Below are 19,117 nucleotides of genomic sequence, written 5' to 3'. Positions count from 1 at the left end.
GGACCATTTACGCCCATTTTGTCATACTGTATGACTCGGAGTCATACGAACCAACACCGGAGTCATACGAGAATGGCCACCTTCCCACCCGTACAGCGCAAGGACGGATCAACCGGGCACAAAGCCCAGATCACTAGGACACTCCCCAGCGGCAAGCGATACACTGAAACAAGGTCCTTTGACAAACTGAAGACCGCTCAGGCATGGGCAAAGAAGCGTGAGGCTGAGATTGACGCGGATATCGCCGCCGGTCGCGAAGTCAAGAAGCGTAGCGAAAAGGGCGTGACTCTCGGGGATGCCATAGACCAGTACGTCAAGGAGTCCATGCGGGAAATCGGGAAGACCAAGGCGCAGGTGCTGAAAACGATCCGGGACGAGTACGACATAGCGAACATGGCCTGCGACCAGATCGAGTCCCACCATATCGTTGCCTTCGTCAAGGAACTGCACAAGCGCCCCGGCCTGAACTCCCCGGCGACGGCCCTCAACTACCTCTCGCACCTGTCTGGGGTGTTCTCAACCGCCCGCCCCCTCTGGGGCTATCCCCTGAACTCGCAGGCTATGCAGGACGCCCAGAAGGTTTGCGGCACCATGGGCTTCGTCAGCAAGCCGGAAGAGCGGACGCGCCGCCCCACGCTGGAAGAACTGGACAGGCTTATGGAGCATTTCCAGCAGGCCACAGAAGCAGACACCCGCACGATGCCTATGCACATCATCACGGCCTTTGCGATTTTCAGCACCCGCCGTCAGGCGGAGATTCTGCGGATTGCGTGGGGTGATTACGAACCAGACCACAAGCGAGTCCTCGTTCGAAAGATGAAAAACCCCGGCGCTAAGAGGGGCGTTGATACGTGGGTGGAACTTCCCGACCCGTGCTGTGCCATCATCGACACCATGCCCCGGAAGAAAGACCGGATATTCCCGTACAACAGCGACACGGTCAGCCGCAGGTTCACGGAAGCCTGCAAGTTCCTCGGTATAGAGGATTTGCATTTCCATGACCTCAGGCATGAAGGCACCAGCCGCTTAGCTGAAATGGGGCGTACGGTCCCGCAACTCGCCGCAGTGACCGGTCACAAGGCATGGAAGAGCCTAGAGCGTTACACCCACGTCCGCCAAAGCGGTGACAAGTATCAGGACTGGAAATGGATTGAAGCTGTCACCTGAACAGGTGCCCCCCTAACGGGGGCATACCTGTTTCACTTCACCCGTAATGCTCCGCGATAGCGTGAAGCATACTTCTTGTACTCTCGCCGGGGTATCCCTCCGCCTTAATCTCCTGCGTCAGGAAGTAGATTAGAGCGGCGACTGGGCCTTGATCTACGCCATCCCACCCCATGGCTACAAGGGCAGTGCGGGCGACTTCTACACCATCGGGCATTGCTTGCTCAGTCATAGTAGCCATCCCCCGCAGCATATGCCGCGTCATGCTCCGTCTGCCTACGTTCCAAGGCTGTCATGCGCGGCTTGCTCTGCCGCTCTGGCAACTTGGCGCGACGGGCGTCAGCCCGCGCCTTGGTCGCCTGAAACCTTTTACCTTTTTCGATGCGGTGAATCCGCGCCCGCAGCCACAAATGCATGACTCCGGCGCATTTATAATGCGGGTTCTCCCTGAAATCGTCCGGTTCCGGCAGGTACCTATCCTGCATGGATTTCGTCCATCCCCGTTCGGTCAGATCGGGGCGAGAATAGAGGCGCTCGCGGGTGTATTTCTTAATCATACCGCCGCCCTCAGTGATGCAATTTTTCGAAATCGCGGCGGGCTTGGTCCCGCCGTTCGTCATAGTATGCGGCAAGGTCGCGGATATCGAAACCCTTGGCGCTCTTCTGACTTTCTTCCATCTGGACCACCGGCAACTTGATATCCCCGTCCGCGATCTTTCGCAGGAACTTGGGACGGGTCAGGTGTGGGAAAAAGTCTTCGCGGACGGTGTCCGCCGGGATCATCGTTGCGCCCTCATACCGGGCCATCAACAGGAACTGTGTGTTCAATATAGGTCTCCTTTTACTAGTGCTTCATGCCGAATTCCTTTCCGTGTTTCGGTAGGTTTCACCTAGCATCGTGCAACACGTTTTGCAATCCTGAATCACACCCAAGATCTAAAAAAAATACACGTTATCAACATGTTATTCGTCTTAAAGACGACTTTCTTGCATCATTGGGATGGGGTTTGTAGCTACCGTCGAATAGAACGGTGTAAAATCGATACGGCATGTCGCCTAGAGGTTGCAGGTTCGCGCTAATCAATGCACGATGCGTGCAAAGCGATAATAAGTAGAGGCCCGATTTCATGAGCGAGAAGAGGTATCAGGTTTTCATTAGCTCGACCTATGAGGACCTGAAGGAAGAGCGTAAAGCCGTCGAACAGACAATCATTCGCGCGGGGGACTTCCCGGTCGGCATGGAAGCATTTCCCGCAGCCGACGAAGAACAGTTCGAGTTCATCAAAACCATTATCTCGCAGTGCGATTACTATGTGCTCATAATCGCTGGTCGCTATGGCTCTCTAGCTCCTGACGGAAAAAGCTATACCGAAAAAGAATATGACTACGCAGTCGAAATCGGTGTCCCGGTACTCGTTATGCTACGGGACGAGCGCGGTGAACTTCCCGCCAACAAGACGGAAGACCATCCGGAGAAACGGGCCAAATTGGAAGCGTTCATTGCCACTGTTTCGGACGGAAGGCTGCGCAAGGGCTGGACAACCACAGACGGTCTTAAGCTGGCGATCCGCGAAGCGTTGGATTACGCCAAGGCAACCAAACACCGGCCCGGATGGATTAGAGGTGACCAATCATCCTCTCAGGAAACTCTTGAACGGCTAGTCGCTGTTCAGGAGGAAAACGAGCGCTTGAAACAGGTTTTGGCGGAAGCAAAGCCGCAGGTTGCCGTACCGGAGAACCTTGCAGGATTGGATACGTTCATCACCCTAACCGGGAAGTACTCACATACAAGGCCGGGCCAATACTCATCAACGACATCTAGCATCGAGATAGCCACCAGCCTTGGAGAGATATTCGAGTTGTTGGCACCCCATTTGATGCAGGCAAAACCCGATAGGACAGTTGGCCCTATTATTTGCGAAGGCGTCTGGAGAAGGTTCAACACGGGAAACAGGAGCGGGAGATCGTTTGTAATGACCGATGAACTGTTTCAAACCATTAAGATTCAGCTCATGGCGCTGAATCTTGTGTCGGTAAAAACCGCGAAAACCGTAGGTGGTGGCGTTAATCTGTTTTGGTCTCTTACCGATATGGGAATGCAGGAAATGGTTCGGCGTAGAGCAATGACCACTGAGCAATGAAATTGCCGGTCGCGCTCATGTCGCGCGATCAGCCGCCCGGTATGCCCGCAGCTTGACGACGGCGGGGACCGTCGAGTCGAGTTCCACGCACCCCGGTGCCGGGGCCTTGGATGCCTTCACGATGTTTTCCACCTTCCCCAAGATGCCGCCAAGGGCGTTGACGTCTATTCGGGCCACCGGCGTGGGGGGGGCTGCTTTCTCGGTGGCTAGGCGTGACTCAAGGTCAATGAGGCTTTGAACGTTCTTCACTGTCGCGGACGCAGTTTTCATGTCCCCAGCCGCCATGGCCTTCTGTCTGATTAGGTCATACTGGGCCGCAAGCCATGGCACAGTGAGCCACGGGAGGTCGATGTTGCCGATGACCGGTGCCAGCGCCTGCCCCTGCAATTCCTCAATCCGGGCCTTCACGTCCGGGCGAGCCGCTAGGTGGCTGGCGTGCGATTTTGCGTTCTTTTCACTATACCCGCAGGCGATGTACGACTCCCGCTGCTTGCCGCCTGCGGCGATTAGTTGAGAAAATTGCTCATGTTTGTGGTTTCCAAGGCGGGCCATGTCAGTTGCCCCCCGCGACGGGGTGGAGCTTGGCGAGGTAGATTGCAGCGTCGGTGTCTGGACCGGTGTTGACAAGTTCGGCGGTGGTGGTGCCGCCTTCCAGTTCGATGATGTTTAGGCCGGTCAGCGGGAATAGCTGCCAGCCGATGCGCAGGCCTGCGCCGTCGCGGGTGCCTTCTGCGATGACTGCATGCGGGCCTTTTTCCAGTGCCAGCGGCGCAGATACGCGTCCGCCGCGTTCGATGATTTTCAGGTGATTCATGTTCTTTCTTTCTGTGCTCGATTTGGGTGGCTCAGTACCCGCCGCGCGGGTTCATGATGCCGCCGTAGGCGGATTCTTCAGCCAAAATCTGGCGAATGCGGCCGTCCACTGTCTCGCCCACCGCCTGCGCGATCTTGGCGGAGTCCTCAGCGTTGGAGTCCCCTTCTACGTTCACGGTGGTAGCGATGTTGATGTCGCCGAAGTTGTTGCCCCCGCCGCCTGCGCCCTCAACCGGAATTTTACGTCCACGCGTCAGGGGCACGACTGCCTCGTTCGGGTGCAGCACAGCGGGGATTCCGTTCGACGTGTTGGATGTACCCTCGGCATAGTGCGGGGCATTGGCGAACGGGTGTGGAGCGTCACTGAATCCACCTTCTTTGAACATCGGAACGCCGGTGAACGCCGACACAGCGAAATTCAAGGCGGTCGATAGCCAATTTCCGGACCCACCGCCCCCGCCGGTTGCTGCGGCTGTCGCGTTGCCGGTCGCCACCGCCTGCGCGATGGTTTGGGCGGCGATGTTACCCCCGGTCACAATTCCAGCCTGCATTTGGGCTGCCGCTGTGGTCCCGCCTGCGTTGAACAGCCGGTCAAGGCCTAGACCGCTTGTAATTTTCGTTGCGAGCGATTTTGCCAGCGCCCCGGCGACGTGCGATTGAATGGCCTTGGCAAAGTTTTGTATCGAAGGTTTGCCGCCGGTCAGGCCCTCCCGAATGGCGTTTTCAAGCGCTGTCTCAGTGCCCGCTGCCAGTTCCTTGCCGAAGTCGGCAGGCGCGTTGCGCATGGCCTCATTGCGTTGGGCCATCGTGTCGATATTCACCAGCATTGCGGCGGTCTGCGCGTCGATGGTGCCGTTGCCTTCAACCATGGCCTGCGCCCACAGGCGCGCGGCCTCTTCGCTGCTGTAACGGCCCGCTGCCAGCGCCTCCAATGCGAGTCCCTGCTCACGCATCGCCGCCGTGGTGCGGGTCAGATCGTCGGTCAGATTTGCGCCGCCCCCGCCCCGCGATTTTTTCGGGGTCCAAGCTTCCCATGACGTGGAATAACCGCCGGTCCACTTACCGGCATTCGATGGATTCCGAGGGTCATTGGATTCGAAACCAGACACGGTTCCGCCCGGCTTCTTACCCACGTTCGCCAGTTGGCGGGCCAGCCCCAGCGATAGCCCGAATTTTTCCGCCAGCCGGGCGGCTTCATCCGCTGCAGCGGACACGGGGGTAGCCATGTCCAGCGCCGCCAATTGGCGGGCTTTGTCCTCGGACTCCACCAGCATTTCATAGAAAGCCCGCTGACTTCCGGTCATGTTCTCGACGCCGCCGGAAACTGCGGTTAGCTGGCCTCTAACGCCGCGCAGGGCGTCGGCATATGCTGACGGGTCATCGGTGTTGATCGCGGCGGTAAGGGCGCTGTGCAGCGATGTGGCCTGCACCTTGGACAGGTCCAGTTCGTCGCCCATGCGCCGGATTTGGCCCTGTGCGTCGCCGGTGTAGCCGCGCAGGCTGTTTGCGAGACGAGTCCACAGATCGTCAGAGGCGAGACCAGCCTTCGACTCGTTCAACGCCTCCCCATTTCGCGAACCGTGGCGGCTCTTCGAACGCGTTCAGCACGCCCATCACGCTCAGGAACTTGTCGTCGCTCCCTGCCTTGCGCGCCTTGAACAGGTAGGACTCGGCAGTCAATTCCTTGTCGGTCGATACCGCAGCATCCACCAGCGCCTGAATCAACTCGCCCATTTCGTCGCGCTTGCCATCGGTCAGTGTTTTCAACATGTGCATGTTGCCCATGAATCCCGGCACCTCACATGCTTTCCACACCCCGCCCATGACGCGCGCCCAGTTCTCGAATGAGGCTAGGTGCTTGGTGTCATCCTGTTCCATGCCTGAGGCTACCCAGAATTGAATGATCGTCAGGCAAGCATGAACGAATTCCGCCCGGTTCTCGCGGACATATCCCCGGATATCGGAGCGCTGGAATCCCGTCCGGTCTTCCGGATTTTCCATGTTGGCATTCAGAGCGATCAGGATGCAGCGCCGTTTCAGTTCATCGGACAGTTCCAGCTTGTTCGCAGTCAGAAGCCAAAGGCAAGTAACGGCAATCTTCCGGGTCTCAGACTTCCCGAGAATCCGGGGGAAGTATTTGCTTGATGTCATCGCCGCCGCAAGTTCTCCGCTATCCATACCGGCGCTGATATTATCCAAGTTGATGATAGGGTCACCGTCCAGCAACAGCCCCACCAGCGCCTTGGCAAACTCCGCTTTGTCCTCGGATGGTTTGTGCGCGGGCGTATCTTCCCCGGTATTGATGATACTCAGAACATCCACAAGGTAGCTTGCACCGGTGCCGGGACAGGGCTTGTTGATCGCGTGCCCCGGCGTCCTGCCGTCGATCATTTCACGCATGAACGGCAGCAGAAGCGCCGACAGGAAGTTGACCAGAGACGGGACTCCACCTTCCCAAAACTGTTCTTTGATCTGCGCGCGGGTCAGCCCATCGAAGGGGAAGTCTGCCAGTGCATCCGCCAGCATATCAATCGCGGCCTTGGCCTCCTCCAGTGACGGATTCCGGCTGACGCCGGGGACCACAAAATCACCGGGCGCGTAGTACATCTGAGACTCGTCGTGATATCCCGGCTGTGTCACCAGATCACCAGTTTTCGTAAAGAACGGATTGGACGTCACACCCTTCAAGCCGGGGTAGCGATTACGCGGCGCGTGATACAGGTGCTTTTCCACCTCGATAGGTGCAGGCGCGCCTTGTACGTCATCGCCCATGCGCTTGGCGAACCGTGCCGCCGTGTTGAGGTAGTAAGCAAACGCACCTTGCGACGACAGAACCTTGATGCCGGAGATTCCATCGTCCTCTTGCACGGTGCACAGTTCCCCGCCCCGGACGAACAGGAAGGGCGTGGCGGCGTTAGCCGCGTCTACCATGCCCTGCGCCTTGTCGCACATGTCGGTGAAGTCGCCGTCCGTCATGATCACGCCGGAGTCGTCCGCCTTGGCCTTAGCCTCGTTCGCCGCCATGCGCTCTTTTACGCGGTCCACCTTGGACCACATCTTGTTTACATCGCGCTTACCGAGCGGCGTCCGTTCCACGATGATATCGGTGATTTGGTTTTTGTCCGCCGGGTCCAGTTCCTTACCAGCGAATTGCTTCATCCACTTTTCGACGTCCACCCCTCGGGTGTTCTTGTCGAATTCCCCGGCCTGTACGAAGTAGTTGGCGGCGTCAGCCGCTGACGCGGCCACTTCCGAACCACTGTCTTGCCGTCCTGGCGTGCCGGTGACTTCCTCGCCCGGCGGCAACAGGTACGGCCCATCCTCGTTGAATAGGTCTTCCTCTGTAAACCAACCTTGATTCAAGGCCTCTTCCAGAAACTGAAGCTTGTGCCGTCCTTGGCAGGAGTCGTGGTGACAGAACCACGTCCAATAGCCTCTGTCTGCGTCCATGGCGTCGATTGCCATCGTGGCGGTGCCGCCCCATTTCGAGTGCTCATGCTCGAACGGGCATTCTGTGTGCACCTGCCCCTGAGCCTCGCCCCCGGCATGGCGGATCTTGTCCGGGCACAGGTCTTCCAGCAAAGACGCCAGTTGGAATCTGTCTTTCGCGCCGCCGCGACTGAAGTGCCATTCGTTGAGGCTCTTCCCGGACGGGGTGACGGCCTCGGGCGCTTTTTCAGCATCGCCCCCGGCGATGCTGAACGCGTTGCCGCCGCCACGGGTCCGGGTATACTCCGCCTTTTTCATCGTGGGCACGTCTTCGAACCGCAGCGGTTCGCCCCACAGGATCAGGCAGTCCCATTCGGATTCCTTGGCATGCCGCGCGGTATAGAACAGGCGCGACGGGTCAGTACACGACGTGTCGAAGTGGATTCCAAGTTCACGCTGGGCCATGCCGGTGATCTTGTCTTCCCACACCTCAAGGGCCGCAGACTGCGTTGGAGCAAGGTCGATCAGCTTCACCGCGTCGGCAAGCGGGAAGATGATGCGGAACTTATCCAGCGGCGGTGTGTCCAGCGCAATCTTAACGCCTTCCTTGGTCTGGCGCTTTTGGTCTGCGATGGTCACGGCGGCGACGAAAGATTCCTCGTACCGGCTCTTGCTGTGCGCCCTCAGATACTCTTGTACCTGCGGCAAGGTCGGGTCCGTGTCGATCCCGAGTTTGCGCATGACGTCATCGCGCTTTAGCTCAAGGCCGCGCTTGCCGTGGCTGTGGCTGGTATAGATCAGGGCGCACAGGTTCTTGCGGCGGACCGTGGCGATTACATCATCCAGCGCCGCCCCGGAGTCGATATCGAGACCAAGGGCGTACATCTCGTCCATTGCATTTGCTTTGCGCGCGCCTTCGATTGACGATCCTAGAACGATGGATGCCCCTTCCTTGTGCTTTCCCTCTGGGTGGCGGGAGAAGCCCCACACCGGGCGCTTGCCCGTCGCGGGTCCGCCTTCGATCCAGCGGCCCCACGGCATGGTCACAGCCTGCCAATCGCCGTCCTGTGTGTTGCGGCGATCCTTTGCGCCCCACATCTGGCCGATCAGGAACGTGGCGTCCTTGTTCAGAAACTCCGCAAGCCCTTCCGACATTCCGCCGTAGGTGGCGGCGTCGTTGATATCCTCGCCGCGCTCCGCTTCCATGTCGAACGCCGGTTCGGCAGTCTTGCCGCCGCTAACGCGGCCCCCCATCAGGTTAATGGGGAACTGGATCACCTCCGCCCACGCTTCCCGTGCTCCTGCCCCGGCGGTCTCGAACGCCTGCGCCGCTGAAAGATTCATTTTTACTGCTCCATATTTTGGACGCACCTCACCCGCCGCCTGAATCGGCGTTGTGCGGACATTGTATTCGGTGGGTCCGATCTTACGTTGTGCCCCCGTTAGGGGACGGCTCTATCGTGTTGTATTAGACGGGTCTGGCGACTTGATCGTGCCGCCAAACACGTTGCAAGATTCCTTGCTCGTTAGGCACCAGATCAAACTTGTAGCCCGTCATATCCGCGCCCTGACGGGTGCACTCCCTAAGCAGGGAGGGGTACGCTTCCCCGATCCTTCGAAGCACCAACGGGCGGACTTCGTCACGGTCATATCCCCGTTCAATGAGGTCATCATAATTGGTGTACTCATGACGGATGTAATTGACCATTGCACGTTCCCCGTGCTGTTCCTCGGCCTCCTTGTAGTAACGCGGGTCGCCTTCCCGTGTACGCGAAAGCGCACAGCACTTGAGGTGGTTAAAATTGCGGTCCTTGCCCCATACCTTTAACTTGATGCGCGGCTTATCCATTAAGCGGCACCACGTTATCGCGCCCGATCAATTCGGCCTGCGCCCTCAGGACGATCAGAAGCTGTTCTGCTGCGGCGATTGCCGCCCCGTTCGAACGGCTGGACAGGACACTTTCTGCGATAGTGTCACTCAAGGTCATGGCGCCGGTGATTGTCTGATCTACGGTCATGCTTAGTTCTCCTTCTCATGGTTGCATGACCAGCATAGCCGCAACTGCGAACTCTGAAAATATTCATTAAATTCGGACATTTACCTTAAAGACGACTCCTTGACCGTCCGATCAAAAATGGTTCGTCATGAAGACGAAAAGACGCCCTTTTGGGTGATCTTCACCGCCCACAATCCCGCATTGCATGTGTCGCTTTTCGGGCCGTGTTGCGGCGCTGCAACGGGAAATGTCCGGTTTTCCTGACACAGGCCTATATCGGCCTGCTTCTTCATCTCGCGGGCCTGCCGATCCAGTGCTTTCTTGAGAGACCGAGTAAGCGGACCATGTCCCCGCCGTTCACCGGATTCGCGCTCAGATCATCCAGCTTCTCGCAAATCTCCATCACTTCCGCCGTCGCGACCTGTGCCTTCGTCATACTCTTTCCTTTCTCGATGCGTGGCGCGCGGGACAGTTACCTTCCACCACCCCGCCGCCTGTCCGGCACGGTTCTGCGGTCGCGCAGGTATTCTGATAGTGGGGCGGCGGCGTGACACGAAACCGCCGCCCCTCGGGGGCCACACTCCCCACCCCGCGCCGCTGGACTTGTCGCGGGGGATTGGTCATCGGGCGGGCTGACTGCCGTGGCAGACGCCCCGCCCTTCCCCAACGCCTCAGGGGGCGGGAGTGCCCCCGTCGCTGGTCGTCCCTGTAATTGCGATCTGTGACGCGCCCGCAATCGCTCGCCAGCGGTTGTCATCGCACAGCCAAAATCCAGCGTTGCGCAGCGCCCGCGCCATCACGGTTCCGTTTACACCGTAGCGGCTGCGGACCTCGCTCGCGCGCAGGTCCACCACTGCGACTCCGTGCACGGCTGCGATCTGCGCCAGTTCGGCCTTAAGCTGGTCGGTGACGCGGTCGATATCGGCAATCATTGAACCGCCTTCCCCGTACCAACGTTCGCTTGGAGAACGATTAGTTGCTTATCTTGCCAGCTCATCACGCAACCCCGTTCTGTCGCGCCCAGTTGATGCGCGCCTGAGGGGACATAGTATCGAAGTTGTCGGGGACTCGTGTGTCGCTGGCCCCTCCCCCGTTAGACCCACCCAGAGCCTTGAAGGCCACGGCGGCAATCTTTTGCTCGGCGGCAAACAAGAGACTGTCTTCATCAAGAAGGTCAGACCCCATCACCGCCGCTTTGACACCCGGCAACATAAGGGCGCTATCACTGTCGATCACGACCCCGTATCTCTGGGCCACCAATCCAGTAACCTTGGCGATGGTGGCCGATAGGCGCGCACCGGCGGATGTGGATTTGAGGTTTTCCAATAGCGCAGCGGTCGCGCCACGGGCTTCGGTGTTGAATTCGATCATCTCGTCGGTGATCTGAAAATCGCTATCATGCGGCATGGGTAGTTTTTCCTTCGTTATAGGTATGTGATTTCGTCAGCCGCCAAAGGCTCTTAGGCGACGTGTTTGCGAGGGTGAATGCGATGCAGAAGTCTTCCCAGTCCTCTGGCAAATCGGCATTTCCGACCACAGCCTGTAGGATGGCAGGATGCAGCGAGAGAGATTGCGTGAGGTGATCCGAGTCCAGAAACAGGACCTTTTCCCAGAAGGCACGCGCCACCGCCTCTCGATATGCCGCCTGCACCTCGGACATTTTCTGCCGCTGCTCGGGCGTAATAACCATCCAGAGGCGCTTTGCGCGCTTGGTGATCTCGTAGCCTAAACCGATCTCGGGCGATGCGTCCGGTCGCCGCTGGCGATCCAACGACAGCAACGGCGCAGGGTCACGCGGAATGCGTAGCATCAAGTCTGCTATCGCGAAGTAGGCTTCTTCCCCACCCCGGAAACGTGGCGCGGGTTCGCCGCTTTCATTCAGCCACCGGTTAACGGTGCGAGTAGTTACGTCATAGACCGCGCAAATATCCCGCACGGATACGGTGTGGAGTCCCTGATCCACTGGACCCTCCATTTCTGTTTTTCGGTGAAGATTCACAGTGCCCCCGGCACTGTCTAGAACGCCATCAGCGTTCTCTGAATGTGCTTCACTTGTACATGAAACGAATCAAAATGTCAAGCGAGGGACACGAACGGTTCATGCCGCGGACGGATTGTCAACTACCTTTTTTGGAGAATGTGTTTCAGGTCCACAGCGCCCTATGATAACTATGCGACCGGACTAGCGTTGAGGAATCCGCTTCCACATCGTCATTCGTCAGTCTCCGTTCGGTCAGCAAGAGCGTCGGCAATATCCCGTAGTATCCCAGCGATTTCAGCATCGGCTTCCGACTGCCGTTCTGCTTCGGCTTCCTGTGTCGCGCGCATGGCTTCCATTTCGCTCGCCATGGCGTCAAAGGCGTCACGCATTTCCACGATTGCGGCGGTGTTGGCCTTCGTCGCGGCGTCTTCATCGGTCATCCAGTCCTCTATCGTGCCGACCATCGACATTAGGAGCATGATGATGTTGATGACTGCGAGTACCACGGCCAAACGCCTGTTGAACTTCGCCTCGGCCTTCGCGTCGAGCGTAGCTTGTTGCTGTTCTTCCAGCAGCGCTTCATGGACCGCCAACGATTTGGCCAACAGCGTCTCAAGGTTTGTAAGCCGGAAACTCTCGAATGCCGCCTGATGGGCGCGGCCAATTTCCCCCATCGCGCCCATATGGTTGGCGAGGCCACCAACCGCCGACTGCAAATCCTGCCCAAACGTTGCAGGCAGCCCGACACCAAGCGCGAGGTTTGCATCGGCAATGGCCCGTCCAATGCCGCCCGTGTTCAGAGTTCCAAGAATATTTTGCAGGCCCGGCATTTCCATGGCGCGCATCGCCTGTACCGCGATGCCGGTTTGCAAATCCTGCGTCAGGCGAGAGAAGGTGCTTCCGACCATGCTATCCGTGTCTAGGATTCGTTGGGCCGCCGCGTTGAAACCCACCAAGTCGAGGCTCTTGGTAAGGTCAGCAAGAATTCCAACACTCGGCATTTGAAGGCTGCGGGTCGCTTCGGCGAGCGCCTTGGTGCCTGTCAGATCGTCCATGATCTGCCCGATTTCGCCGGTTTTGCCCAAACCAAGTGCCTGTTGAGCAGCGTTCATCCCAGCCGCATCCATGACGCTGGATAGACTTCCCAACCCGGACACCTCAAAGGCTTTCGTGATCGCAGATAGCGACGGGTTCAGCTTCTCGTACTCTCTGGCAAGCCTATCGGATGCGCTGAAATAGTCCTCGCCGAACCCAGTCAGCTCAGATAGATCAAAGGCCCTGCGGCCTTCCCCTTCGCCTTCATCGCTATCATCCGCCATCACTATACCTATGATTCATTTGCGCCCGACGCTCACAATATAGTGGTGCGGGCTTCATGTTTCTATGGAGCGTCCGCGAGGCACTCCAGAACATATGCCGCCAGCGTATGCGCCGAATGGATGACTAACCTAGCATGGCGCGGGCGAAGAACCGCGGCGCGCAACTGGTCCTCTGTTCGACCATGCGCGCCGCTCTTCTTGTTCCTCATATACATCGTCCCATCAACTATGCTGTTCAGCCCGGACGCGATCTTTTTCAGGTCCTTGGCTTCGAGGTTTTTCGGGTTGATCCCAAGATCATCGCGTGTGAGTTGCCAAAGGCCATTCAAAGTCTCGCTCTGATCGTTGAACGTGACGCCCTTCTTGGTAAGGTAGGCTTTCAGCGCAGCTTCCAGCACATTCCCGGCGTAGTGGGCAGCGGCATTCGGATCGCCCTCAACCTGTTTGAGTGCCCGTGTCATTTCCACTGCAACGGCTGATAACCCGCCGCGTTCGATCATTTCCCGCAGTGACGCCGTGGGTGTAGCTGATGCGGATCCCACATGTCCGCCAGAAGAATAGGCCAGCCCTGCCTTGCCCAAGGCGGTACGAATGCGATCTTGGCGACTTCGCAGGGTGACAGACCATTCCGGCTCATCATCGGTAGCCCAAGGTGGACTGTAGGCGGAATCCCAAGGCTCCTTTTCGAGAAGGTCCTCCAAGAGTGTCCCCAGCACTTCCAACGGCCTTTCGGTTTGCTTGTTGGTCCATCGCAACCATTCGACGGTTTTCTTGACTTTGTTGCCCTCCGGAGCATCCCCCGGCGCGTCCGCGTAGGTGAAAAGCCGGTCAATATCCGAATGCGTGTAGTGATCGCTGAAGACCTCACCCAACACGCCGATGACTGGTGACGGGATTTTATCGTCCATGTTTCTTCTTCTCCCCTATCGCACTTGCTTCACCGCATCCCGCACCGCCTTGGCAAACCACTGATGCAAACCCACATCCAATGCCAGCCGGTAAAACTCTTCATCTTCGCCCTGCAAGCCGTATTCCCGAACGATGCGCCGTGTGCCCTTAGTAATGTCGGTAACGTCGCCGCATGAAACACATTCCGGGTTGCCCACCACCCCGTCAAACTCCGCGATCACCCCTGCAGGCAACTGCGCGCCAAACAGGAAGTAGCGCAGGTATTTCAGGAAGTGAGGGTGCGTGTAGATTTCGTCGCCCCGCTGTCCGTTTCGTTCAAACAAGCCTTTGTGCGAAGCCTTCAACCGCCCAACCTGATATTCCGGATCAGACCAATAGCGCAGCCGGACTTCCGGTATCGCACCCCGGTCCACCAAAGACTTCAATAGCTGCAAGACCAACGGCCCTTGCCGCTTGTATTGGTCGTGGTCCAGCTTGGATTGATTCAATTCGATTTCGGACAGGATCGACGACTCTTCCTCTGTTAGCTCGATAGCATGACCCATGTGCAGCCTTTAAATTCGCGTTTTGTTCTACGCGGAGACTATGAACTTCGCGCCCCACAATCAAGATACAAGGGGGGAAACACTCATCAGACATAACCGCTTCCCGCGCTCACCCTACGGTGGTAGGGTGCGAGAAAATGGACCTTTTTCGGCCCAGTGAAACTATAGCGTCTGAGGTGAAAACGTGGATGAATTTGACCAACAGCCATTCAGTGATGCGGAATTCGCGGAAAACCCGGAACAACGTTGTCCGGTGATTTTGCTACTGGACACCTCCTATTCCATGAGCGGCGCGCCCATTTCGGAATTGAACGAAGGGCTGGCCACATTGCGGGAGGAACTCATGAATGATCCCATGGCCGCAAAGCGGGTGGAACTGGCGATGGTCACTTTCGGGCCGGTGGAGATCAAGTCCGACTTCGCCACGGTGGACCACTTCTACCCCGAAACTCTGGTGGCGGATAACGCAACACCAATGGGCGAAGCGATTGTGAAAGGGCTGAACATGCTCCGCCAGCGCAAGGACCGCTATCGTGAAAATGGCGTCAAGTATTACCGCCCGTGGGTGTTCCTCATTACTGATGGTGCCCCGACCGACAGTTGGCAGGAGGCACAACAGCGTGTCCACCAAGGCGAAGAGCGCAAGGAATTCATGTTCTACGCCGTGGGCGTGGAACAGGCGGACATGAATGTGCTTGGCCAGATTGCCACTCGCCAGCCTCTCAAGCTGAAAGGGCTGGCGTTCAAGGAACTGTTCCAGTGGCTTTCCAGTTCGCTTAGCGCCGTTTCGCAGTCCAACCCCGGCGATGCCGTTCCGCTCGACAGCCCGACCGCCCCGGATGGCTGGGCTGTAGCAGGGTGACCCCGTGGTTTGGCGGTGGGCGTCCGCGTCCGTAATCGGAACGTCGCACATTTGGAATGGTGACAAGCTGCAAGATGCCTACGCTGTTGCCGCATTCGAAAACGGCGGCGTTTTCGCTATTGTTTCAGATGGCGCAGGCAGCGCCAAATTCGGTGCGTATGGCGCATGGCTTACCTGCCGTTTCCTTTCGGTTCGACTCCGGGAATGGGTTCGCGCAAATCCAAACCTGCCCTCCGATGAAGAGTTGGCGGACTGGATAGATGAACTGCGGGACCGAATATCGGCAATAGCTACGCAGCGGGACTCTACACCTCGGCAATTCGCCGCGACGTTGGCGGCAATCGTTGTCACGCCGGATGAAGCTGTAACGCTGCACGTCGGCGATAGCGCCGTTGTGGGCCGGAAAGACACCCAATGGGAGGTGCTGTGCTGGCCCGAGAACGGCGAGTATGCGTCTACCACCTACTTTGTGACAGATGATCCTGAACCGCGCCTGAACATCACCCGAGACCCGCGCGACCACGATGCCTTCGCGCTATTCTCCGATGGTGTTGGCGATCTGGCATTGTCGCATCTGGAACAGGCCGCACACCCTCGGTTCTTCGACCCAATGTTCCGCCCGGTAGATTCCGCTCCGGGCGAGGGACGCCTTGTCGAACTATCGGCGAAGCTGGCCGCATACCTTGCCGGTCCATCGGTCTGCGAACGCACTGACGATGACAAGACACTCATCCTCATATCCGGGGGCTGATCGTGCAAGAAATCGTCATCGGAAAGGATCGGGTTTCGGTTGCCGAGTTGATCGGCAAGGGCGGTGAAGGCGAAGTCTACGCGATCAAAGGCCGCTCCGGGCTGGCCGTTAAAATCTACAACACCGGCCTGCGTTCTAAACGGGAAGACAAGGTGCGGGCGATGGTGGGCGAAGGGCTTGCCGTCAAGACCGACCTTGTCGCCTACCCCGGCGAGGTGGCGACCGACCGTCGCGGTAATTTCCTTGGTTTCGTCATGCGGCTTGTGTCGGGCTACCGCCCGTTGCATGAGCTATACAGCCCGAAGTCTCGCCAGCGCCATTTCCCGAAGTCCGATTATCGGTTCATGGTCCACGCCGCGATGAACGTCGCCCGCGCTGTTGGGAAGGTGCACCAGACAGGGTGTGTCATCGGCGACCTGAACCATTCCGGTGTTTTGGTCGCGCTGGATGCGACCGTCGCGCTGATCGACGCGGACAGCTTCCAGTTCAGCCTGAACGGCAAGTCATATCCCTGTGTAGTGGGGGTACCTGACTTCACGCCGCCTGAACTACACGGGAAAAACCTCGTATCCGTTCGGCGCACCATAGAACACGACAATTTCGGGCTGGCCGTTGCTATCTTTCACCTTCTGTTCATGGGCCGTCACCCCTACGCAGGGCGCTACAAAGGGCCTGATATTTCGATGGGCGAAGCCATCGCCCAAAACCGGTTTGCCTTTTCGCTCACCCGGCAAGCGGCGACACAAACATCCCCGCCCCCCGGTGCGCTTACACTCGACATGTTCCCGGACGGTATCTCCCGCGCATTCGAGGCCGCATTCGGACTTGTACCGGACGCACGTCCGAGTGCGCTGGACTGGATTCGCGCGCTAAACTCTCTGGAAGGTTCGCTGAACCGTTGTAGTAAAGTCAAAACGCACTATTACCCCAGAACTGCTGGTGGGTGTGTCTGGTGCAAGCTCACCGCCAACAGCGGTTTTGATATGTTCCCGGACCTAACCGGCGTAGAACCGAACATCCCGACCGATTCTCGTGGCACAGAACAGGCAATCCGTGAGATTCTGGCATTCCGCTTCCCAACAGTCGCGGACTTGCTTCCCGCAGTGGCAGCCCCGCGCGGTGCCAGTAACGCATTACGTGAAGCGAAGAGCGGAAAGCGAGGGCGGGCATTCTTGGGATTGTTGATGATGGGCGGTGCAGTTGCCGGTTTCATCTACGCCGCGCCGGTGTTCTACATCTGGATTGGGTTGGCGATCTGGGGGTGGACTACGTTCAATGATCGTGAGGTATCATCCGGCCCGTTTCAACAGAGCTTCAAGGATGCCGATGAACGCGTGCAGCGCGAGTTGAACGCCTTTGTTCAGCGAAACGGCACGACCGAGGTTCTGAAGGTGCGCGGCGACCTAGATGGCGCTATCACGGCCTACAAAGGCCTTGACGACTCGCTCACACGCGAATTGATGGTGATGAAGTCTAATAGGGAGACGCGTCAGCGACAGGCCTATCTTGACGGCTTCTCTCTTCGCCGTGCGAATATCTCCGGTATCGGCCCGGCCAAGACGGCAACGCTGATTTCTTTCGGAATCGAGACCGCCGCCGATGTGACACAATCTGCGGTCATGCGTGTCCCCGGTTTTGGAGAGGTTATGACCAGCAAACTGGTGGCATGGCGGCGCGGACACGAGTCACGGTTCAGATATGACCGGACGCCGAATGCTCAGGACGTAGCAGATGAAAGAGCACTGCGCAGTCGGTTCGCTGCGGAAAAATCCAAACTGGAATCTACGATCCGCAATGGACTCGGCACCCTGAGAAATGCCAAGGCACGGCTGGACGCATTGCCTGCTAAGGCCAGAATCGACAGGGGGCTGACTGAAGCTCTTGCTGACCGCTCCCAAGCTGAACAAGACCTGCGGGAGTTGGGTGCATCGGTCCCGGCTTCAACTGTAGCTTTGACAGTACCACCGCCATCTCAACCAACAACCCAACCGCCCAGAGCAACGCGCATTGCTTCGCCAACCCACACTACGCGCACGAGTACTGGCAACACCCCCGACTGCCCATATTGTGGCAAGCCGATGGTGAAGCGAACTGCCCGCAGAGGGCGAAACGCGGGAAATCAGTTCTGGGGATGTTCGGGCTATCCCTACTGTAAAGGGACGCGGAATGTGTCGGGGAGGTCGCGTTACAATCCGTGAGGCCTATCTTTCGCCGGGGCGGTACAATTTCTGAAAATCGGCATACTCGTATGACTCTGCGAGAACCCAAATCTCAAAGCATTGAATTTTTTCACATTTCCGAACTGACCGTCCAATCCATCATCGGCGCGACGGAGAGGCGGGCGGCCCGCGACAGGGCCGTTTGCCCGGGCGTTTCTGGCTCTGATCTCATCTCTGTCTGATCCGTTTCACTCGATTTCAGGGCCGTTTGCCCCGATTTTGAGGGGCGGCGCAACAAGATGTTGCAGCCGGCCCGAGGTGTTGCGCCGCGCGGCCGATGTCCCGGATGGGGGACGGTCCCCGCCGACTGTCCCCGCCGAAGGTATCGGACCGCGACGAAAATCACCACCGTCCGGCGGCTCGGGATGCCCTTCCGCGTCTTCCGGCGGTCTCACCCGCACAGCTCGACCGGGGGCGTTTCCCGCTATTTCAGCCGCGCAAAAGTCATCTGGCCGGAACGTCAACAGAGGCCCGCAGATATTTGATTTAATGGAAGGAAAGGGATTGGTGGTGCACCCAGTAGGATTTTACATTTTCAGGTAAGATCAACGACTTGAGGCGAATAGTTGCCAAAACCACGTGCTATATAAATCAATGCGTTACCATACAGTTTGACAACTTTTTCCGGGCGCCAGGCGCACGTCAACGAAGTCGCGCGGCGCGACCCTCCTTTGCCTGGTTCGCACTGAAGGATGGCGGCCGGGGCCGATCTGCGGTGCGAGGTGAAGGACGTGGACCGCTATCGCCGCATCGTGGCGCGCAGCGATCTGCCGGACGGCCGGGATCTGGCCTGCGCGCTGGTGGCGGACGGCTGGGCGCTGGACTGGCCCAGGTATTCTGGCGGGGCCTATGCGGGATGCTAAAGTAGCCCGCAAGGACGAAAACGGCCCTCACCGGACATTCGTTTGCCATGCCGACGCCGCGGTGCGGCTTCCCCGAACCGGTCATTCATGTGTCACGCAGCATCATTATCGCCTGAATGTCGGC

21 protein-coding genes are annotated in these 19,117 nt (G+C 58.3%); 6 read left to right on the top strand and 15 right to left on the bottom strand.

All coding sequences use genetic code 11. The features are described from left to right. Window positions 1–72: 72 nt before the first annotated feature. Window positions 73–1,167, top strand: coding sequence for a tyrosine-type recombinase/integrase (locus tag E1832_RS06355; RefSeq protein WP_133358899.1), 1,095 nt, complete (start codon window positions 73–75; stop codon window positions 1,165–1,167). 221 nt (window positions 1,168–1,388) lie between these two features. Here E1832_RS06355 and E1832_RS06350 read toward each other — a convergent pair whose 3' ends face one another. Continuing rightward, complete coding sequence (locus E1832_RS06350) at window positions 1,389–1,721, bottom strand: hypothetical protein (RefSeq protein ID WP_133358898.1); 333 nt, start codon at window positions 1,719–1,721, stop codon at window positions 1,389–1,391. 10 nt (window positions 1,722–1,731) lie between these two features. Next, on the bottom strand, window positions 1,732–1,974 hold the full coding sequence (locus E1832_RS06345) for a pyocin activator PrtN family protein (RefSeq protein ID WP_280960202.1): 243 nt from the start codon (window positions 1,972–1,974) through the stop codon (window positions 1,732–1,734). Window positions 1,975–2,291: 317 nt separating this feature from the next. On the opposite strand from E1832_RS06345, the gene E1832_RS06340 reads away from it, so the two are divergent. After that, on the top strand, window positions 2,292–3,305 hold the full coding sequence (locus E1832_RS06340) for a DUF4062 domain-containing protein (RefSeq protein ID WP_133358897.1): 1,014 nt from the start codon (window positions 2,292–2,294) through the stop codon (window positions 3,303–3,305). Between the two features lie 15 nt (window positions 3,306–3,320). Here the strand turns inward: E1832_RS06340 and E1832_RS06335 are convergent, their stop codons facing one another. The 13 genes from E1832_RS06335 to E1832_RS06285 all read right to left on the bottom strand — a co-directional run bounded on the left by E1832_RS06335 (window position 3,321) and on the right by E1832_RS06285 (window position 14,298). Next, complete coding sequence (locus E1832_RS06335; protein WP_133358896.1) at window positions 3,321–3,857, bottom strand: terminase small subunit; 537 nt, start codon at window positions 3,855–3,857, stop codon at window positions 3,321–3,323. 1 nt (window position 3,858) lies between these two features. Further along, a complete protein-coding gene (locus E1832_RS06330; protein WP_133358895.1) occupies window positions 3,859–4,119 on the bottom strand; it encodes a hypothetical protein in 261 nt (86 codons plus the stop codon). Window positions 4,120–4,150: 31 nt separating this feature from the next. Then, window positions 4,151–5,677, bottom strand: a complete 1,527-nt coding sequence (locus E1832_RS06325) for a hypothetical protein (protein WP_133358894.1) — start codon at window positions 5,675–5,677, stop codon at window positions 4,151–4,153. Next, on the bottom strand, window positions 5,646–8,891 hold the full coding sequence (locus E1832_RS06320) for a hypothetical protein (RefSeq protein WP_133358893.1): 3,246 nt from the start codon (window positions 8,889–8,891) through the stop codon (window positions 5,646–5,648). Before E1832_RS06320 ends, E1832_RS06325 begins: the two co-directional genes overlap by 32 nt. A gap of 124 nt (window positions 8,892–9,015) precedes the next feature. Beyond that, a complete protein-coding gene (locus tag E1832_RS06315; RefSeq protein ID WP_133358892.1) occupies window positions 9,016–9,396 on the bottom strand; it encodes a DUF2293 domain-containing protein in 381 nt (126 codons plus the stop codon). Next, window positions 9,389–9,565, bottom strand: a complete 177-nt coding sequence (locus E1832_RS22465) for a hypothetical protein (protein WP_165978817.1) — start codon at window positions 9,563–9,565, stop codon at window positions 9,389–9,391. Before E1832_RS22465 ends, E1832_RS06315 begins: the two co-directional genes overlap by 8 nt. Before the next feature lie 268 nt (window positions 9,566–9,833). Continuing rightward, a complete protein-coding gene (locus tag E1832_RS22460; protein ID WP_165978816.1) occupies window positions 9,834–9,980 on the bottom strand; it encodes a hypothetical protein in 147 nt (48 codons plus the stop codon). A gap of 235 nt (window positions 9,981–10,215) precedes the next feature. Then, window positions 10,216–10,476: a hypothetical protein gene (locus E1832_RS06310; protein WP_133358891.1), complete on the bottom strand. Its 261-nt coding sequence runs from the start codon at window positions 10,474–10,476 to the stop codon at window positions 10,216–10,218. Between the two features lie 64 nt (window positions 10,477–10,540). Then, window positions 10,541–10,951: a hypothetical protein gene (locus E1832_RS06305; protein ID WP_133358890.1), complete on the bottom strand. Its 411-nt coding sequence runs from the start codon at window positions 10,949–10,951 to the stop codon at window positions 10,541–10,543. Beyond that, window positions 10,941–11,507, bottom strand: a complete 567-nt coding sequence (locus E1832_RS06300; RefSeq protein WP_133358889.1) for a hypothetical protein — start codon at window positions 11,505–11,507, stop codon at window positions 10,941–10,943. The genes E1832_RS06305 and E1832_RS06300 overlap by 11 nt, the downstream gene beginning before the upstream one ends. A gap of 248 nt (window positions 11,508–11,755) precedes the next feature. Then, the gene (locus tag E1832_RS06295; RefSeq protein WP_165978815.1) at window positions 11,756–12,847 is read right to left on the bottom strand and encodes a hypothetical protein; all 1,092 of its coding nucleotides are present in this window, start codon (window positions 12,845–12,847) and stop codon (window positions 11,756–11,758) included. 59 nt (window positions 12,848–12,906) lie between these two features. Then, window positions 12,907–13,752, bottom strand: coding sequence for an abortive infection family protein (locus E1832_RS06290; RefSeq protein WP_133358887.1), 846 nt, complete (start codon window positions 13,750–13,752; stop codon window positions 12,907–12,909). A 15-nt stretch (window positions 13,753–13,767) separates the two neighbouring features. Beyond that, complete coding sequence (locus E1832_RS06285; RefSeq protein ID WP_133358886.1) at window positions 13,768–14,298, bottom strand: hypothetical protein; 531 nt, start codon at window positions 14,296–14,298, stop codon at window positions 13,768–13,770. 184 nt (window positions 14,299–14,482) lie between these two features. Between E1832_RS06285 and E1832_RS06280 the strand changes: the two genes are divergently transcribed. From E1832_RS06280 to E1832_RS22450, 4 genes are all read left to right on the top strand, one after another. Next, window positions 14,483–15,160, top strand: coding sequence for a vWA domain-containing protein (locus E1832_RS06280; protein WP_133358885.1), 678 nt, complete (start codon window positions 14,483–14,485; stop codon window positions 15,158–15,160). A gap of 4 nt (window positions 15,161–15,164) precedes the next feature. Beyond that, window positions 15,165–15,911 (top strand): PP2C family serine/threonine-protein phosphatase, encoded by a 747-nt coding sequence (locus E1832_RS06275; protein ID WP_133358884.1) that lies wholly within the window; start codon window positions 15,165–15,167, stop codon window positions 15,909–15,911. A gap of 2 nt (window positions 15,912–15,913) precedes the next feature. Beyond that, window positions 15,914–18,109 carry a helix-hairpin-helix domain-containing protein gene (locus E1832_RS22695; protein ID WP_133358883.1) on the top strand — a complete coding sequence of 732 codons (2,196 nt, stop codon included), beginning with the start codon at window positions 15,914–15,916 and terminating at the stop codon, window positions 18,107–18,109. A gap of 743 nt (window positions 18,110–18,852) precedes the next feature. Next, entirely contained in the window at window positions 18,853–18,993 is a 141-nt protein-coding gene (locus tag E1832_RS22450; protein ID WP_206021010.1) for a hypothetical protein, read from the top strand. The last annotated feature ends 124 nt before the right edge of the window (window positions 18,994–19,117 follow it).

It is taken from the genome of Antarcticimicrobium luteum (assembly GCF_004358185.1).
Lineage (GTDB): Bacteria > Pseudomonadota > Alphaproteobacteria > Rhodobacterales > Rhodobacteraceae > Antarcticimicrobium > Antarcticimicrobium luteum.
This window is presented reverse-complemented; position numbering and strand designations above follow the sequence as displayed.

What these genes read in the sequence shown, in the direction of transcription:
- E1832_RS06335 (WP_133358896.1), bottom strand. Translation starts at nt 3,857, where the DNA reads ATGGCCCGCCTTGGAAACCACAAACATGAGCAATTTTCTCAACTAATC.
- E1832_RS06320 (WP_133358893.1), bottom strand. Translation starts at nt 8,891, where the DNA reads ATGAATCTTTCAGCGGCGCAGGCGTTCGAGACCGCCGGGGCAGGAGCA.
- E1832_RS06355 (WP_133358899.1), top strand. Translation starts at nt 73, where the DNA reads ATGGCCACCTTCCCACCCGTACAGCGCAAGGACGGATCAACCGGGCAC.
- E1832_RS06315 (WP_133358892.1), bottom strand. Translation starts at nt 9,396, where the DNA reads ATGGATAAGCCGCGCATCAAGTTAAAGGTATGGGGCAAGGACCGCAAT.
- E1832_RS06305 (WP_133358890.1), bottom strand. Translation starts at nt 10,951, where the DNA reads ATGCCGCATGATAGCGATTTTCAGATCACCGACGAGATGATCGAATTC.
- E1832_RS06285 (WP_133358886.1), bottom strand. Translation starts at nt 14,298, where the DNA reads ATGGGTCATGCTATCGAGCTAACAGAGGAAGAGTCGTCGATCCTGTCC.
- E1832_RS22465 (WP_165978817.1), bottom strand. Translation starts at nt 9,565, where the DNA reads ATGACCGTAGATCAGACAATCACCGGCGCCATGACCTTGAGTGACACT.
- E1832_RS06340 (WP_133358897.1), top strand. Translation starts at nt 2,292, where the DNA reads ATGAGCGAGAAGAGGTATCAGGTTTTCATTAGCTCGACCTATGAGGAC.
- E1832_RS06330 (WP_133358895.1), bottom strand. Translation starts at nt 4,119, where the DNA reads ATGAATCACCTGAAAATCATCGAACGCGGCGGACGCGTATCTGCGCCG.
- E1832_RS06310 (WP_133358891.1), bottom strand. Translation starts at nt 10,476, where the DNA reads ATGATTGCCGATATCGACCGCGTCACCGACCAGCTTAAGGCCGAACTG.
- E1832_RS22460 (WP_165978816.1), bottom strand. Translation starts at nt 9,980, where the DNA reads ATGACGAAGGCACAGGTCGCGACGGCGGAAGTGATGGAGATTTGCGAG.
- E1832_RS06290 (WP_133358887.1), bottom strand. Translation starts at nt 13,752, where the DNA reads ATGGACGATAAAATCCCGTCACCAGTCATCGGCGTGTTGGGTGAGGTC.
- E1832_RS06350 (WP_133358898.1), bottom strand. Translation starts at nt 1,721, where the DNA reads ATGATTAAGAAATACACCCGCGAGCGCCTCTATTCTCGCCCCGATCTG.